General features: G+C 36.3%; 9 protein-coding genes and 2 riboswitches. Of the genes, 3 read left to right on the top strand and 6 right to left on the bottom strand.

Annotation, left to right across the window (positions count from 1 at the left end):
• The first annotated feature begins 232 nt into the window (after nt 1–232).
• Nucleotides 233–427 (top strand): hypothetical protein, encoded by a 195-nt coding sequence (locus M1D60_RS02190; RefSeq protein WP_456277591.1) that lies wholly within the window; start codon nt 233–235, stop codon nt 425–427.
• A gap of 330 nt (nt 428–757) precedes the next feature.
• Here the strand turns inward: M1D60_RS02190 and M1D60_RS02185 are convergent, their stop codons facing one another.
• The 3 genes from M1D60_RS02185 to M1D60_RS02175 all read right to left on the bottom strand — a co-directional run bounded on the left by M1D60_RS02185 (nt 758) and on the right by M1D60_RS02175 (nt 5,614).
• Nucleotides 758–2,938 (bottom strand): S-layer homology domain-containing protein, encoded by a 2,181-nt coding sequence (locus tag M1D60_RS02185; RefSeq protein WP_456277590.1) that lies wholly within the window; start codon nt 2,936–2,938, stop codon nt 758–760.
• A gap of 200 nt (nt 2,939–3,138) precedes the next feature.
• Nucleotides 3,139–5,223, bottom strand: a complete 2,085-nt coding sequence (locus M1D60_RS02180) for an Ig-like domain-containing protein (RefSeq protein ID WP_456277589.1) — start codon at nt 5,221–5,223, stop codon at nt 3,139–3,141.
• Between the two features lie 151 nt (nt 5,224–5,374).
• Nucleotides 5,375–5,614: a hypothetical protein gene (locus M1D60_RS02175; RefSeq protein ID WP_456277588.1), complete on the bottom strand. Its 240-nt coding sequence runs from the start codon at nt 5,612–5,614 to the stop codon at nt 5,375–5,377.
• Between the two features lie 247 nt (nt 5,615–5,861).
• Between M1D60_RS02175 and M1D60_RS02170 the strand changes: the two genes are divergently transcribed.
• A complete protein-coding gene (locus tag M1D60_RS02170) occupies nt 5,862–7,166 on the top strand; it encodes an S-layer homology domain-containing protein (protein WP_456277587.1) in 1,305 nt (434 codons plus the stop codon).
• Here M1D60_RS02170 and M1D60_RS02165 read toward each other — a convergent pair.
• Together M1D60_RS02165 and M1D60_RS02160 are read right to left on the bottom strand one after the other, a co-directional pair.
• Nucleotides 7,128–8,060, bottom strand: a complete 933-nt coding sequence (locus M1D60_RS02165; RefSeq protein WP_456277586.1) for a S8 family serine peptidase — start codon at nt 8,058–8,060, stop codon at nt 7,128–7,130. The genes M1D60_RS02170 and M1D60_RS02165 overlap by 39 nt on opposite strands.
• A gap of 173 nt (nt 8,061–8,233) precedes the next feature.
• Nucleotides 8,234–8,324: riboswitch (cyclic di-GMP riboswitch) on the bottom strand.
• Nucleotides 8,325–8,524: 200 nt separating this feature from the next.
• Nucleotides 8,525–10,927 (bottom strand): S-layer homology domain-containing protein, encoded by a 2,403-nt coding sequence (locus M1D60_RS02160; RefSeq protein ID WP_456277585.1) that lies wholly within the window; start codon nt 10,925–10,927, stop codon nt 8,525–8,527.
• A 135-nt stretch (nt 10,928–11,062) separates the two neighbouring features.
• Nucleotides 11,063–11,149: riboswitch (cyclic di-GMP riboswitch) on the bottom strand.
• 265 nt (nt 11,150–11,414) lie between these two features.
• Here M1D60_RS02160 and M1D60_RS02155 point away from each other — a divergent pair.
• Nucleotides 11,415–13,019 carry an ankyrin repeat domain-containing protein gene (locus tag M1D60_RS02155; protein ID WP_456277584.1) on the top strand — a complete coding sequence of 535 codons (1,605 nt, stop codon included), beginning with the start codon at nt 11,415–11,417 and terminating at the stop codon, nt 13,017–13,019.
• Nucleotides 13,020–14,051: 1,032 nt separating this feature from the next.
• Here M1D60_RS02155 and M1D60_RS02150 read toward each other — a convergent pair.
• Entirely contained in the window at nt 14,052–18,671 is a 4,620-nt protein-coding gene (locus M1D60_RS02150) for an S-layer homology domain-containing protein (protein ID WP_456277583.1), read from the bottom strand.
• Between the last annotated feature and the right edge of the window lie 205 nt (nt 18,672–18,876).

The following is an 18,876-nucleotide window of genomic DNA, read 5'->3' as shown; positions in this document are numbered from 1 at the left end:
TCTTTTGATTCTATTTGAGTGTATTAAATTGAATTGGTAGTTTTTGTGAAAAGTAAAAAAAGAAAAAGAAGGGTGCCAAGGAAGTGGTGCCAGGCACCACCCAGATTTTGGATAGTGCCTGGCACCATATATATAATCATTGGTTAACATCTAAAAAGTTTATACAAACATTACCATTAACAATACCAGAAAAACACCCGATATTAATTTTGACTATAAATGAGGAGGTGACATGATGATAAAGCCTTTTGGGTTACTCTTTATTTTCCTGAATACCATATTGCTCTTGCATCTATCCAGCACTTTTATTTTTCATGGTTTTGATCATGCTTTATATGAAGTTAAATCCGGTATTGGTTTAGTGTTATTAATCACAACGATCTTTACATTCTTAGAGCACGTAAAACATAGAGAGCAAGACTCCTAACATCCTTTCCTTATGTTACAAAAAGTCTACACTCCCTCAACTGCGTTTCTAACTCTTCTAAACTAAATAAAAACAATCCCCCTTAAAGTATTTATTTAAGGAGGATTGTGGACGTCTCTTTTATAATTTGGATAAGTACTTAATGTCTTTTTCATTATTTTGTTTTTAGTAAATAGCTTGTTTAGAAACTTAGTGTTTCATACTCTACTTCTGGAAGGAAAGAATTGAATGTATTTCGTTCTATTGGTGGGACCATCGGTGGAAGAAGTAAATACGAAATGTTTATGGCAAAAAAAGAACAGCCTACTGAGTGACTGTTCTTTAAAATGATTAGTTTAGAATCCCGAAAAGAGATAATACTTTTGCAGCCTGGGCACGTGTTGCTTTATTTCCTGGTTTAAATTCATCACCGTAACCAGAAACAAAACCTAATTCAGCAGCTGCGCTTACAGCTGTTTTCATTTCAGTATCATATTGGCTAATATCCTTGAAGTGATTTTCTTCTACTTCATAGCCTGCTGCATTTTTATATTCATATGCACGCATTAACATGGTAGCCATTTGAATCCTTGTGATTGGCTTATTTGGTTGGAACTCGGTTGAAGAAGCACCCTTAATGATCCCCGCCTCAAAAGCAGCTGCAATCTCTTGTTGAGTTTCGTCAGCTAAACCAGCTGTGTCCGCAAATGGAGATTTGTTTTCAGCTTCTAAGTTAAGAGAACGTGTAATCATAGAAGCAAATTGCGCACGTGTTACGTTACTAGTTGGATGATAGAGTGTATCGGCCTTTCCTTTCACAATACCGTTGTGAGCTAAATCAAATACATAAGGATTTGCCCAGTCACTTAAAGGGACATCATCAAAACGATCAGATACTTGGAGGATACGTCCTTCAGGTTTCAAATCAATTATACCACCCGAAGCCATTACATAATTTCTTAAAGCATCTGAATCAATGTCACCCATTTCCGTCTCGCCAATTGCAAGTTTGTCCATACCTTTTGCCTTAAAGCTATAGTCATTAGTTGTTATAGTGTAAAGTTTATCCTCTTCAATTGGAGTTCCATCTAGAAGCATTAAGTCAACAACTTCACCAGTTTTTGCTTCATGGTCAAACTTGTATGTGTACTTAAATCCAGCGATAGAATAGTCTAAACCATAACTAGAGATTTGATCATTCATGATTGCACGAAGACCTGCACCATTAACCGTGAATTTTTGGAGCATATTTTGGAATGGTTGAATCGTATATAACTCACCAAAAGTCACCGGACCTTCATCAAGACCAGCACGTACTCCCCCACCATTCATGATTCCAAAGTCAGAATCCATAGACCACACCATTGCATCAGCAATTAAATTTCCAATAGCATGATCAGAATAGGCACGGTCATTAAATGGGTAACGGTTTGAATCATAGTTGTATAAACTTTCTCCAACCACTTCATTCTTTACCGGAGCGATAAGTTCTTCATACTTATCAAGGATTGACTTTACAGTCGGATCTTCTTCTACATCTTGAGTGTTATAAACTAATTCTGTAACGGTCTTATCACGTACAATATCATGTGTAGTTGGATCTATTTCGATGTCTACTGCACCAAACATATAACCATATTCCCATGCTTGTACGACAGCAACATCATCATTAATAGTACCATCGACTACTTTATGATTGTGACCCGCAAAGATTACGTCTACTTCTTCATGTAAACCGTCTGCTTCCCATTCAGCAACATCACCAGTCATAACTCCGTCTACTACTTCTGCCGTGTTATGCGCAAGAACAATAATCGCTTCAACACCTTTTCCGACTAATTCCTCTGAGTACTTGTTAATTGCTTCTAATTCGTCACGAACCTCTAAATTCTCATTTCCATCTGGCTTTACCATGCCTGGAGTTGAAGTTGTTACAACACCAATGAAACCAATTTTAGTTCCAGCAATTTCTTGAATATGATATGGGTCTAATAAAAGCTCACCAGTCGATTTATCATAAATATTTGCAATGATATTTGGAAAATTCATCCCATCATACCCTGCAGTACCTTTACCTTTTGGATGTTCACCACCATTAACCATACGAAGATATTCTTCTATACCTTCATCAAATTCATGATTTCCCGCTGTCCCAATATCTACTCCGATTGCTTCCATAATTTCTACGGTTGGCTCATCTTGGAAGGTAGAAGAAATCATTGGAGAACCACCAATCATATCTCCAGCATGAATCACTAGTGTGTTTTCATTTTTTGCTTCTTGGTTTTTAATATGAGTAGCTAAGTAAGAGGCTTTTCCTACAGTGGCTTCTTTTTCACCATCTCCATCTAAATCAACAGTAGTTGTTTTATCAATTTGACCGTGCCAGTCATTTAAACTTACTAACTGGATTTTAATATTAGATGTCTGAGCATTTACAAATGTTTGACTAAATGGAGCTGCAAATGCACCAATTGTTAAAGCCGAAGCTAATGCAACACTCACAATCCCCTTTGCATTTTTTAAAATCATTAAATTCTCTCCTTTAAATTAAACTATGAATTATTTTAACTACATTATTAACCCTAGCATTCTATTATTATTTCAATGTAAACAGTATGTAAAATTATGGTTTAAGTTTGATTAATATCTTTAAAACGTTATGAAAAACAATGAAAAGGTGCCAGGCACCATCCAGTAAATGGATAGTGCCTGGCACCGCATTATCATTTTTATTCAAGATACTCTTTGATATCATCCACAAACTTAAACTTCATCGCTGGTTGGAAAGTAGGCATCTTGATTCCTAGCACTTCGTAATCAGGGTTTTGTTTAAACCAGTTTTCTCTTTGTTGATTCACATCTTCTAATTCAGCTTTGTAATCTCGAATTGCTACATAAACTTGCAAGGAGCCAGATAGAGCAGTGCTATATGTTTCTCCTGATAGAGTATGCAGTCTTGCTAAAGCAATATGCTGCTCTTGATAGATTCTTACACCTGAGTGGAAAGAAGGACCTATGCCACTAAAACTCCAGATAGGAAAAAGTGTATAACGGATTGGTTGTTCTGTTCCCACTGCACCGGATCCACGAACAATTATTAATAAGTCCTTTTTATCACTTAGAACACTAAAGCCATGGTCGTTCCTTCCTCGAGGATAGAACCCCGGTAAGCCAAAATGGCTAGGTGAATAAATAATTCCTGAAATTGGGGAGAACACTCTAAATAAATCCTGATATCCACTTGCAGTGTAAGTTCTTTTAGGCTTATAGGTTAGTGTTAGAGAATGCCTCGCGTATGCTTTCGAGTCAACGGTTACATCACTTAACATACTATCTAGATCAAATGAAGACTTTGGTTTGAAGTCATCATTTAGGTGACGAGAAAGAAAAACGGCAAAATGCTGTCTAGAGATTGGTAAATTGGATCTAAAGGTACCATCTGTATAACCTGTTGTGATTTGATAGTAATGTAGAGCATTAATATAATCTTGTGCCCAAAAATCATACTCAATATCAGTAAACGGTTGTTCACTCACCGAACCATGAAGAGAATACGCGGTTGCCAAAATTTTCGCCATCTGACCTCTTGTTAAAGTTCCCCAAGGATCAAAGTACTTTTCACCTGTTTTCGAATCAGTTTTACCAGATATAATCCCAAGTTGAACAGCTAAGGCAACCTCTTCATAGCCATAGCTACCCGGCCTCATATCAGTAAGATTCGGGTCTTTTAACTCAGAAGAAGTGACTTTAATTCCTTTTTCACGGAGAATCATTTGAACTGCCTGTAACCTTTTGATTGTATTGGAAGGTCTAAAGGTATCATCCTCTTGATAGCCATTTATAATACCTTTGGTATTTAAATAGCTAATCTCCTCCGTGTACAATTGCACATCATTAAATTGCTTCGGTGGATTCATTGTTCTAAACGCAGCCTCTAAAGGCTCAGATGTATTACCCGCTGTATCTAAAGCTTCGACTGAAATCAAGTAATCTGTTGAAGGTTCTAGTCCAGTTAGTTTAAATTCCATCAGGTATCTGATATTGTCCATAACAAGATTATTATTTAAATAAATTCTATACCTAACCTCTTCTGGTCGTTCAAAATCAGTTGCACTTGAACTAGTAAAAGAGACAAAATGATCGGTGATATCTTGAATGTTTATTAATTTTGTTTCCCATTCAGGTGATACAACATCCTCTACTTCTACAATCATTTCTTCACTCATATTACCTGCTTGATCTGTAGCAGTTATACCAAAAGCGCTACCAGAAAGATTTAAACCAATATCAACTGAAAAATGCCCATCTTCCGTTGCTACTGTTTCCTGAGTAAAATAACTATTTTTCTCTATGATTTGAACGGTCGATCCTGGTTCTGCCGTTCCAGATAACGTAGTTTTAGTATTTGTAACCTTCTCAACTACTGGAAGAGCAGGGCTTGTTATATCTACTACTTTAATGGTGCGTTCAAAACTTTTCATTCCTGATGAATTTGTAGCATATAAAACTAGTAAAGAATTGGCTGGCTGTGGTGTAACTAGTACCTCATATTTTCCTGAAGCATCCGCACTGCCTTCTCCAATCACCAATTCGCCATTTTTTATGGTGATAGATGATTCAGGATCCGAAGTACCAGAGATAATTTCGTCCTGATCGCTAACCTCTAGGGTACTAGGCGTTTCTGGTTGTTTTAAAACCTGAATATCTTGTACCTCTGTCCCCGCTCCTGTATTTGCAAAAACAAGATTACTAGGAAGTATGGAACTAACAATCATAAATATAAGAAAAATAGTAATGTATTTTCGTAATATCATTTATCTGCCTTCCCTTCATAATGCTTTTTCACCTTAGGATTATAACGTATTAGCAGCACCTGAGGGTTGGCCAATTTATGGGATGCATATATAACAAGGTGCCAGGCACCATCCAGTTTTTGGATAGTGTCTGGCACCCAGACTCATTAATTTAGTTCTTGAAAAAATAACCTTCCTCCATCTTATTCCAGCTAAAAAAAGAAAATAAAGTTCCAATCAACATACAACCTATCCAAACCAACAGTAACTCAATCAAAGTAATTTTGATTGTAAATGTACTCACTAAGAACTTAATTAATAAGTAATCAAGTACTAAAGGAATAGATAAAACCACTCCCGACAAAATGACAAACCTACGTTTACCCATACTTCTAATTTGTCTCCAGTCCAATTAAATGATTCCTCCTCACTTTAGTTTCTTTTATCATTATGACTTATTATTATCTTATATTTATATCAATCTTCTAGGAATGATTACATTCACAATTTATGGATGGTGCCTGGCACCATGTTTCTAATATGTTTTTATACATTATAGGAAAATTATGGTAAAAATTATTTTTCATTAAAGAGGAATTTCCATAAATTATCTCGAATAAAAACATGAATAGAAAATAGAAAGTAGTCGGAGGGATTGGATGAAGAAGTTTAGCAAGAAATTATTAGGATTTATCATGGTATTCACCTTATTATTAGGTGGGTTCGCATCACCAACTTCTACAGAAGCAGAAACCAACACGGTTAGTTATGTAGCATTAGGTGATTCCTTAGCAGCAGGGCAAACTCCTTATAGATCGTTTGGAAAGGGCTTTTCTGATTTTATTGCTGATTATTATGAAACACAAAGTTCACTAGAATTATATTCTAATAAGTTTGCTGTTTCAGGTTACACGACTGAAAATGTATTAACTGATCTTGTGGACAACAAAGTAGTGGATGGGCAAAAAATAAAAGATGCTCTTCAGGATGCTAATGTTGTGACAATAACTGCAGGAGCAAACGATGTAATAAAGGCTTTAAATATTGATAGAGAAAAGGGGACAATTTCTTTTAATCTATTAGAAGTATTAAAGATCATTCAATCTGTTCAAGATAACTACAACGAAATTTTCACTGAAGTGAAAGCTGCAAATCCTGATGTTGAAGTTTATGTGTCAGGTTATTATAATCCATTTCCTTATCTACCTGAAGCACAACAAGGAAAAGTCGATCAAGCAACAATGGCTTTGAATAATGCCATTAAGAAGGTTGCTGAAGAAAATGGCGCAACATTCGTTTCATTATTTGGGCTTTTTGATGATTCTCCGTCAACATATTTACCAAATGCTGCGGATATTCATCCATCTGAGGAAGGGTATGTGTTAATTGCAGATTCATTTTTAAAAAGCATGATTATTAACAATGCTCCAAAATTTAATGATGTTCTAAATGATAACTGGGCTTATAATGAAATCTCTTTATTAGCTGGCCAAGGAATTATGTCCGGAGTAACAGCTAATCAATTTGCTCCTTTTGAACCGATTAAAAGGTCAGATGTAGCAAAAGCTCTACTTAACGTTATTCCTTTAGAACAATCCGTGCCACCTAACCCAGGTTTCTCTGATGTACCTGAATCACATGATGCCTATTATGCAATTGCTAAACTAACTCAGGCAGGAATCTTCATTAAAGCAGAAAAGTTTAATCCGGATGCTCCTTTAACGAGAGCACAGATGGCTAAAGTTTTAACGCTTGCTCTAAAATTAAATGGAACTACACCTTCTACATTTAAAGATATTACTAATGATCATTGGGCTAAATCTTATATTGATGCATTAGTTTCATCTAACATAACAACTGGTTATACAGTAGACAACACGTTTAGACCAAACTTAAAAACAACTCGATCACAATTTGCTGTGTTTCTAGTAAGATCGATGGATACGAATTATATTGTAGAATAAAAAGAGTGCCAGGCACCACCCAAATATTGGATGGTGCCTGGCACCTTTATTGCGAATAGAATCGTTACCCGATGCTGCAACTACTAAAATCCCCTCATTAGTTGCTCGATTTACGGCATCTTTAATAGCCAATGATTCCGTGTCCGTTCCTAAGCTAAGGTTGATGATATCCATGTTGTTTGTAATTGCCCAATCAATGCCTTCGACTATATCAGTTGAAACACCCGTTCCATCTGCCCCGAGTACTTTTACTGAATAGATTTGAGCATCTGGTGCTACCCCTACAATACCAACATTATTGTGTTTTGCCCCAATAATTCCAGCTACATGCGTTCCATGCCCTTGATCATCATGATAAGAGCTCGTATTATCAACTGTTGATACACCACCAGCAATAGTTAAGTCGGTATGGGCTGCGATACCTGTATCAATAACAGCAATCTTCACTCCTGTTCCCGTATACCCATCTGTAAATGCCTGAGAATTTTCGTTTACGGCTTGGAAACTCCATTGTGACTCTTCACTAGTGATTGCTTGTGTTTGAAAATCCCCCACTGTTTTAAATACTATTTCCTCTTCTACATATGCAATGTTAGGGTCTTGTTCTAATTTATTTATATCACTTTCAGTGAGTGTAGTAGTTACTGCAGAGATTGTTTCAAGTTCATTCGTTTCTCCTATCCCTTCCTGAAGAACAGCTTGTTTTCCATCCTCATTTTTGTATACCACCACTACTTTTTCTACTGTATAATCTGGTGCTAATTCACTAGCTAATACTGAAGTATTTGAAACTAGTAAAGCAGATAGTAACCCCAATGAAATGACTTTTCTATATAACCGTCTTTTTTTGAGCTTCTTGTTTCGTTGTAAATCATTAAAATGTGTTAGGCTCATGAAGAATTCTCCTTCTATCTTTAATAGGTACTAATGGAATAAGACCATGGTATTGAAGAAATGACTTAAAAAACAGGTGGGATTCTCTTGAGTTGTAATCTACCCACCTTCGTCGAAATAAAAAAATGCAACCCTTGAAATAAAGGTTGCAATGAGAAAATAGATTCCTCAACGTTTGCAACCAGACGATCATAGCTTTTCAAAAAAAGCCGTAGACTCGTAGCTTTGCGTCCCTACCTTTCGATAGGTTTGCCATTAAAAACATAAGTATATGAAGTTGTAGTTATATTAACCTATTACATAATTACTAGATAACTTTATTTAACAACACTTTAGCATTACTCGTAAATGACTAAAAAATGGTAATAACTAGCTAGTAAGGAAAGAAATATTAGTAAAAAAGGTAAAATACCAGATACCGCCCTATAAAGGTTAGTATCTGGTATAAATTAGCAGTTTAAAGTTCATTCACTATCACTAATAGTCGAATCTTGAGAGATGGTTGTTTGTTCGCCAAGGTACTCCTTTCTTTCTCCGCTCTGATTAATATAGGTTCGTCGAATCGTCTCATACTCACCTTTTGTTAAATAAAGAGTATTAATAGTTGGTGCAAACTCATTCATGGCACCTAATGCATACAGGTTAGAATGTATAGCAGCAACAAATTCTAATGCATAACCACTTGTTGACATGTTAAATTGAATCTTTGCAATTTCATTTGAGGTAAAGTCTACTAACCCGTTTATACTAAGATCCTTGTTTCTCTCTAGGAAGTTATACGATGCATTCTTACCCTTTGCTGTATATTGTACATGATAAGAACCCTTCGGTACTTTTGTATTTGGATAAGTCAGAATGCTAAAGAGACTGTTTCCACTACGATCAACCGGGAGTAATGAAATAAATTCTTGTTCCATTTCATTATTAGTATAAGGATGTGATATTTCTAAGACCGTGTGCATTCCTCTTACGTCCATTTCTTTTACTGTTCCGTTAAGAATTTCATCTGCAGTGAATTCTCCAATATAGAGGACACCAGAATTTTCAATTGTAAAATAATACTTCTCAAAAGTTACTTCACCAAAGTTAGTAAAATCCATTCTAATCTCACCATTTTTAATTGAATAGTCAATGGTTGGATTTATAGAGGACCCAAAAACGCCATCTTCTTCTGTATAAGGGAATTGTTGAATATGAACGAATCCGTCCTTGATATCTGCACCTTTGAATATATATATACCTGAGCCAGGCTCCACTTCTATTGTTGGTGCGCTAGCTTCTCCACCCACTTTTTCAATATTACCTTTAACCAATTCGTAATCTTCTACAACCTCTTCTGCTCTAGCTCCTTCTGGGAGTATTAAATCCACTATTTTAGCCAAATCACCCAATGTTATTTTAGAGTTAATGGAACGTGTTTCAAATTTGTCAATCGTTCCCGCTGTTTCTATATTAATTTGAGTATCAGAAAGGATTGTTGCCTTCTGAATATTACCCTTACCTTTTAGTAGAAACGATTCTTTAGTTGAAACGGATAGTTCATTTACTGAAGCATCAATGGTAACTTCGTTTGCTCCTTCTTGAATCACAACCTTTGGAATAACTATACTCGAATCAGCTTTTATTCCAGTATTAGCATACACATTAAAAACTTGAACCGAAGTGGTTCCTAGTGTTTCAATAACCGCTCCTTCTTTCTTTACTTCTAATGCCTTTAATTTTGTATTTACAAACGTTATAGTAGTGTGTGAAATTGATTCAGATAAAACATTATAAGCGAATGAACTAGAGATTGTTGTACCACTGTGTATGGTAGATATAGTTGCCACTCTATCAGATAGTAATGTGTTTCCCTCTACTATAACTGTATCTGCATAGAAACTATTCTTAACATCCACCCCAATCACTAAATCTCCCAATATAGTAAGGTTCTTAACTGTGATATAGTCACCGCTTATAATAAGATCCCCGCTAAAACTAGCTCCTTTACCATCAAATATTGGGTTTGTTGCATCAATACTTCCACTCGCAATCATTTCAATGGACTCTACATGTTTAATAACAGAGTTCTCATCATGAAATTTTACCTTTGCCCCTTTTAGTGCACCTAAGTTCGTTGGGCTTAACCATTGTTTCCATTCATCCGCTAAGGTATAGGTGCCACTTTCTAATTCCACAGATGTGCTTGTAATGTTAACAATCTCAGATTCTATTACATTAGTACTCACTGCATTTTCACTTCTATACACAAATGCTGCAAGCTGACCACGAGTCACTTTCCCATTAGGATCAAAGGTATTCGCCGTCTTACCTGTTGTGATCTTGTTTTCAATAAGTGCTGGCAAATAGATAGCAAACCAGTCACCCTTATTCACGTCAATAAATGGGTTGTGAGCTAAACTAGTTTCTCCCAATCCAAACCCTAATGAGATGATTTTAGACATTTGAGCACGTGTTAACGTATTGTTAGGTTTAAAAGTATCACCATATCCATTCATAATTCCCTTATTTGCAATCGCAGCAATCGGACCATAGTATTCACTAGTAGGATCAACATCCTTAAATCCTGGATCCTTTACATTTTTCGTGTCTAATCCTAATGCCAATGCAATAATTTTTGCTGCTTGTGCACGGTTTACAGAATTATTAGGTCTGTAGGTTCCATCTCCGTACCCTTTAATAATCTCTCTAGATGCTAAGCTTGTAACGGCATCATAGAATACATCTGTTGATTTAACGTCTGGAAACGTTTTGATTCCGTTTGCCTTTGCTGCTATTGGACTAATTGAAAAAAGTGTATGAATTACCAAGATTGCTGCTAATGATAGATAAAATAATTGCTTGTAGCTAATTGATTTAATTCTCATATGAATCCTCCACTCTAGTTGTTAATTCCTATTTATTAAAATCTTTCAAGGCTTCGAGATATCCTTAATTTCCCAATCCCAATTGAAAAAGCCACCCTTAGGCAGCCAAAATAGTAGAAGTGATCATTTCTTAATTATGGCAACCCGACTATCATTGTCTATTATGACTTTAGACTCGTGGCTTTGCGTCCTTATTTTTCAATAAGTTTGCCTTTATATGTTATTAGTTTATAGGAGATATTTCATATTACAATTCTACTATAGATGATGCGGAAGTTTTGTCGTTTAGTGTCGAAGAAAGTATTTTATTGTGGTATGTCCAGTAAGCCATCTATTCCAATTAAAACCATAGTCATACCCTTTTAGACATTTTATTACTAAACGTAGATTAATAGTATATAATGTCGAATATAGTGGATCTTTTAACAAATATCTTCAGTAAGACTAGAAATATAGCAGTATTTTTTACAGCGGAGGTTATAACATCATGAACCAAAAATTATTGATAGGGATCTTAATCACTATAAGTATTATTTGTATTTATATTTGGAAAACAGTATTTAATATGGTTGATGAAAATACAATTGAGGGCTTGTTATCTAAATTCAATAATAATAGCATTAATCAAAAGGATGAACATGGATGGACATCACTTATGCAGGCTTCGTGGGATGGTGATGTTGAAGAAGTAACAGAGCTAATTAATAGTGGTGCAAATGTTAACTATTTTGATGATCAAGGACAAACACCGTTATTCTTAGCTGCACATCAAGGGCACACTAATATTGTAAACACACTAATTGAGGAAGGTGCTTCTGTTTCACTTAATAAGATAACGTCTGATAATACTGCTCCGTTATTTGTAGCAGCTGAAAATGGTCATGTTGATACATTTGACTTTTTAATTAAATCAGGTGCAACTCTGGATAAAGAACAACGAAGTAAATTCTATAATTACACTATGTTACATGCAGCAGTAAGGTATGGAAAATTTGATATGGTAGAACATTTAATAGAGCTGGGATTTGAACCAAATAGTAAGGATAAAGACGGTAATACACCCATTATGCTTATATTTGGAATGATGGATACTACTGCCCAAGATCTTATTCGGATGATTGACCTACTAAATATCGGTGGTCTAGAGTTAAACATTATAAATAATAGAGGAATATCACCTCTACTACTCTCTTATTATGAAGGTAAACAAGAGGTAACTGATTATTTGCTAAAATTAGGTGCTGAAGATGCCATCCAAACGAAAGAGGATGCATTAGAAGCACTGAATCTACTAGAAATTAACTCAGATGACGCATTCAGACAATCGATTTCATTTGGGGAAATTGGTGCAGTGAGGTTGTTCCTGCAAGCTGGATTTGATCCTAACATAAAATCCTGGGTTGGTAATAGTATTCTTTACCAATTGGCTTTTACTAATGAAGCTGAAATGATGAAACTACTTTTGGATCATGGGGCTGATATAGAATTAACCTATCATAATGGTATAACCCCCCTATGGATTGCCGTTTCACAAAACAATAGTGAAATAGTGGAGCTGTTATTGAGCTATGGAGCTCAAAATACACCAAACAATGCTGGTTGGACCCCTTTGATGGTTGCAGAAGATGAAAATAATGACGAAATCATTAAGTTGATTGAGCAATATCTACTCCAGGAGAGGAATCTATATAAATCGGAAACAAATCAGTCCAGTCCGATAGATCAACAAAATACTGACACATCCTTAAATAATGAGGAAAATGAAATATATGATATTCCTGAGTTTGCGGTTTATCAAAACAAAGAAATAATCGGTAGATTCTATACAGAAGAGGAAGCTATTGATTTTGCGAAAGAATTTGAAAATGTGGAAGTCTGGTATCCAAACTCTACTATATGGGATAATAAACCATCACGCGTTTATCAAAATGATCAATTTATAGGTGATTTTGACACAAAAGTTGAAGCATTAGAAGTAGCTTCACAGTTTGAAAATGCTAAAGTAGTAAATTTATTAACCCAGAAAGTTGAATGGGATTCCTATCCCCGTGAATGTAGAACATGTGAAAGTGCAATACAGGATGAATATTAAAGTTTAAGAAAAATGACCTGTATAGGTTTTCTTTATAGATTGTGCATACACCAAGCTAAGTAAAAATGGAACAGGAGAGGATACCCTCCTCCTGTTTCTTTAGTTGTTCTCTTAAATCTATTACCAGTTTTCTGTTGGGTGCCTAGCACCGGAATTTCCTCAAAACTTATGGATAAAATGATTTAATAAAAAAAGTAGAGGAAAGGAAAGAGAATCTATATGAAATATTTCACTTTGTATTTCTTCTCATTTTTGCGAATCTTTTACCAGCTAGCTGAATCGTGCCAGGCGAAACAGTGGAATAATCATGACACTAGACGACGCAAATTACATCTGAACCTTAGAATATATTCTGAAAGACTTTCCTCTTGGTTCTATTGTACCTTTACCAATTTTCTGGGTGATGCCTGGTACCCGATTCTCTCCTGGATGGTGCCTGCACCAATGTTCCAAAAAGTGCTATTCAAGATGAATGCTAAAGTTTAAGAAAGCGACCTGTAATGGTTTTTTCATAAATTGTACGAGCCATCCAACTAGAGCAAAAATAGATCAGGAGGTATTCCCCTCTTCTGATCCTTTTTTGGTTCTCTCAAACCTATTACCAGTTTTCTGGAGGGTGCCTGGCACCGATGCTCCGATGCTCCCAAAAAAATAGCTATTCTATGAAATAATATATAGTTGAATTGTTGATATATTCGCTTTAGATTAAAAAGCCCTGTAGAGTATTTATTCTCCACAGAGCAATTTAGTGATTTTTCACTTTTTAATCAGCCAGTTATTTGTAATTACCCGTTAGAACCTGCATGAATTCCCTCTGCTATTACAAGCTGCTCCGGATTCACTGTCCAGGCTCCTTGACCATCTGTCACAACCCATGTTGCCATTAATTGATACTCTAGTCCTTCAATAATAACTTTAGGAGGTGCCTGGCACAGATGTTTCCTAGAAAAAAAGCGATGTAGAGACTCCTCCACAACGCTTTTTTCTAAAACTTTCTTCTAGAGGGATGTCGACCTCACCTTATGCATTTTTCTAGGAAGTAATATCAACTGTCAATGTATACAGCTGACTATTGTTCTTCGTATCCTTAAATGTCGCTTCAATTGTATACGTCCCAATCTCAGCAGTTTGTAAGAAACTCGTTACATCTGCTAGGTTTAACACATACTTACTTCCATCGGCCACATATGTTAAATCCTTCGTTACCAGTGTTTGAGTTCCCTTTTTTATAGTTGCACGGACTTCCGATGTATCTAGGTTCACGTCATCTACAACTACTGATCCACCTGTCACTGCTGCTAACTGACTTTTTGTCAGATTTAATGTTGCTGTGGTTCCGGTTTCGAAGTTGGGTGCTTCTACACCTTCCGGTCCATCTACTGTTACCTGACCTAATTGTGGTGCTTCCGTATCATCTGCTGATACAACAACGGTCAATGTATACGACTGACTATTGTTCTTCGTATCCTTGAATGTTGCTTCAATTGTATACGTCCCAACCTCAGCGTTTTGTAAGAAGCTTGTTACATCTGCTAGGTTTAACACATACTTACTTCCATCGGCCACATATGTTAAATCCTTCGTTACCAGTGTTTGAGTTCCCTTTTTTATAGTTGCACGGACTTCCGATGTATCTAGGTTCACGTCATCTACAACTACTGATCCACCTGTCACTGCTGTTAGCTGACTTTTTGTCAGATTTAATGTTGCTGTGGTTCCGGTTTCGAAGTTGGGTGCTTCTACACCTTCCGGTCCATCTACTGTTACCTGACCTAATTGTGGTGCTTCCGTATCATCTGCTGATACAACAACGGTCAATGTATACGACTGACTATTGTTCTTCGTATCCTTGAATGTTGCTTCAATTGTATACGTCCCAACCTCAGCGTTTTGTAAGAAGCTTGTTACATCTGCTAGGTTTAACACATACTTACTTCCATCGGCCACATATGTTAAATCCTTCGTTACCAGTGTTTGAGTTCCCTTTTTTATAGTTGCACGGACTTCCGATGTATCTAGGTTCACGTCATCTACAACTACTGATCCACCTGTCACTGCTGTTAGCTGACTTTTTGTCAGATTTAATGTTGCTGTGGTTCCGGTTTCGAAGTTGGGTGCTTCTACACCTTCCGGTCCATCTACTGTTACCTGACCTAATTGTGGTGCTTCCGTATCATCTGCTGATACAACAACGGTCAATGTATACGACTGACTATTGTTCTTCGTATCCTTGAATGTTGCTTCAATTGTATACGTCCCAACCTCAGCGTTTTGTAAGAAGCTTGTTACATCTGCTAGGTTTAACACATACTTACTTCCATCGGCCACATATGTTAAATCCTTCGTTACCAGTGTTTGAGCATCCTTTTTAATAGTTGCACGGACTTCCGATGTATCTAGGTTTGCATCAGCAACAACTACTGATCCACCTGTCACTGCTGCTAACTGACTTTTTGTCAGATTTAATGTTGCTGTGGTTCCGGTTTCGAAGTTGGGTGCTTCTACACCTTCCGGTCCATCTACTGTTACCTGACCTAATTGTGGTGCTTCCGTATCATCTGCTGATACAACAACGGTCAATGTATACGACTGACTATTGTTCTTCGTATCCTTGAATGTTGCTTCAATTGTATACGTCCCAACCTCAGCGTTTTGTAAGAAGCTTGTTACATCTGCTAGGTTTAACACATACTTACTTCCATCGGCCACATATGTTAAATCCTTCGTTACCAGTGTTTGAGTTCCCTTTTTTATAGTTGCACGGACTTCCGATGTATCTAGGTTCACGTCATCTACAACTACTGATCCACCTGTCACTGCTGTTAGCTGACTTTTTGTCAGATTCAATGTTGCTGTGGTTCCGGTTTCGAAGTTGGGTGCTTCTACACCTTCCGGTCCATCTACTGTTACCTGACCTAATTGTGGTGCTTCCGTATCAGTTGGTGCAGGAATTTCACTTAAACTAATGTGTCCTTCTATACCACCCAAAGTTGCATTATTATAGTTTTTATCTTTTACAGCATCGTTGACAAATGGAACATCAACAATATCTCCATTTACGAATGATGTTTCAGGAATTGTTAATAACAACTCAGTCTTTTCAACATTCCATTCTACGTTACTTACTTCTAAAGAAGTAGTTATACCTCCACTCAGCTTAGAAACTCTACTATTGTCAATTAGCTCCGAAACCTCTGTTAAAAGTTTTGTATCTTCATGTAACTCTCCAGCAAATCTAACTTTTAATAAAGTAGTAGTTGATAACCCTCCAGGAATAATTACACCTCCTGTTAATTTAAACTTAGAAGGCACAGTAAATGTGACATTAGTGTCATATTTGTTATTTGATACATCATAAACATTTTCTCTAGATAGTATCAGTGAATCACCTAGATCAATAGAAGAGTCTACGTCTGTCATGATGGTTACAGCTATTGTTTTGGGATCCTGCTCAATCCATTGTACGCTAACACCATTCCCAAATAAGTTAGTCATTTGCTCGAGTTCAGATAGAACAGCGGCTTTTGATTCAGTTGCTAGTTCTTCATCAAATGTAATATTAATTTGGTCATATTTACTGAATACGTTGTTAAAGTCATTATCAATAGCATGGACTCTAATTATAAGAGGAGCAGATACATCATTTAAAGTTATAGATTGCGGCTGTGAAAGATTGTGAGCACTGTCGATCACAATCACTTTATAGTCGCCTGCTGTCAAACCTGTTGTAGGTATATGAATATCTGTATTAGCTTCACTCACAACTGCGTATCTAGCAACCCCATCGTTAAGTAATCGATCAAGTTCATCATTTGAAGTTGGATTTTCACTACTTGGTATTAGGTAAGCAACACCTGCTTCTGAACTTTGTATATCAACTGTTTCACTGATATTTACAGATGTATTAGTTGCTATTGTTACTGTAGGTGGTGTTGTGTCAACTGGTGGTGTCGGAACACTTGGCACCGGAGCAGGTACCGGTGACGGTGCTGGAGCAGGCGCAGGGGCCGGCGTTGTCACAACTTCTCCGCCCACTTTTTCAATATTTTCTTTAACTTGTTCGTAATCTTCGATGATATCTTCAGCACTTGATCCTTCAGGGACAACTAAATCTACGACTTTAGTATTTTCACCTATAGAAATCTTTGAATCTTTTGAAGTTGTTTCTAGCTTTTCAATCTTTCCTTCAGTTTCTAGTTTAACTTCTTTTCCTGATTCTATTTTTAGGTTTTTGATGTCCCCTTTACCATTTACAGTTAGTGCTTCTTTTGTAGCAACTGCAAGGTCTGTTACTGATGCGTCAATAGTAACTTGGGATGCACCTTCTTTTACTGTTACCTTAGGAATTACTACTCCCTCATCCGCTTTTAATACGATATTAGAAGAAATATTGAATTCGGTTACTTTTGTTGATCCCTTTGATTCAATTACTACACCGTTCTTAGATACTTCAATTGAATTCATATTTGCATTAGCAAAAATAATGACAGGAGATGAGGCTTGAATCTTGGCTGCCTTTAAATTTTCAGCCGATACTTTATATGCAAGGGATTTGTAGAAATAACCTGAGCTTTCATTAACAGTTGCAACAGCACTATCAGAGACAGAAGTGTTACCTTCTACAGAAATGTTATCGGAATAGAAGCTGTTCTTAACTCCACTACCAATCTCTAAATCTCCCTTTATTGTAAGGTTCTTAACTGTTACAAAGTCACCATTTACTGTTAAATCGCCACTAAGAGTAGCTCCTTTTCCATCAAATACAACATGATTTTTTAATGGGTTAGAAGAGTCTTCACTCGAAGTTCCACTCGCTGTAATCTCAAGAGATTCAATACCAACAATATTAGAATCTTTTAAAGAGATTTTAACGTTTGCCCCTTTAAGCACTGTAAGATTGGATGGGTTTAACCATTTCTTTAGATCCTCATTTAAGGAATATGTTCCACTAGAAAGTTCAAGAGTGGTATTTGTGATGTTAACAATCTTAGATTCTACTGATACTGGATTAACTGCAACCTCACTTCTATAAACAAATGCAGCAATTTGGCCACGAGTTACTTCTAAGTTTGGAGCAAATGTATCTGGAGTTTTTCCAGTTGTAATTTCACTAGAAATTAGACCAGGAAGATACTGTGCAAACCAATCCGTACTCTTTACATCTTTAAATGGATTATTGCTAAGTTCTCCTTGTTCTAATTTATAACCTAAGGAAATAATCTTTGCCATTTGTGCACGAGTTAATGGCTCATTTGGTTTAAATTGATCTCCATATCCACTCATAATCCCCGCATTCACAAGGGCAGCAACTGGCCCATAGTACCAATCTGTAAGGTTGGCATCTTTAAAACCCGGATTCTTTACATTCGTTGTATCAAGTCCAAGTGATAAAGCTACGATTTTCGCTGCTTGAGCACGAGTCACTGACTCATAGGGACGATAGGTTCCATCCTCGTATCCTTTAATAATGTTTCTTGATGTCAGGCTAGTAATTGCATTGTAAAAATAGTCATTCGGCTTAACATCAGCAAAACTCTTTACCTCGTTTGCATTCGCAGCTAGTGGTGCTAAAGATACAAATGTACCCGTGATCATGGTCGCTGAAATTGCAGCGGTAAATAACTTTTTATGAGACTTTGGATTGTAACTCATCAAATTCCTCCTTTAGTAGTAGTTCAATTTTATTACTTTTAAGGAAAGCAATCCCAGTGATATTTTACCAGTAAAACTATTATTTTGAAACCCGAAATACAATTTTTTTACAGAAAATTGTAAAAACATGTGGTTTTTCCTTAAATAATGTTTAATGTTAGTATAAATTTTATATATATTTGTATTATTTTGTAAATATTTGCAC

It is taken from the genome of Bacillus sp. AK128, from assembly GCF_053903075.1.
This window is presented reverse-complemented; position numbering and strand designations above follow the sequence as displayed.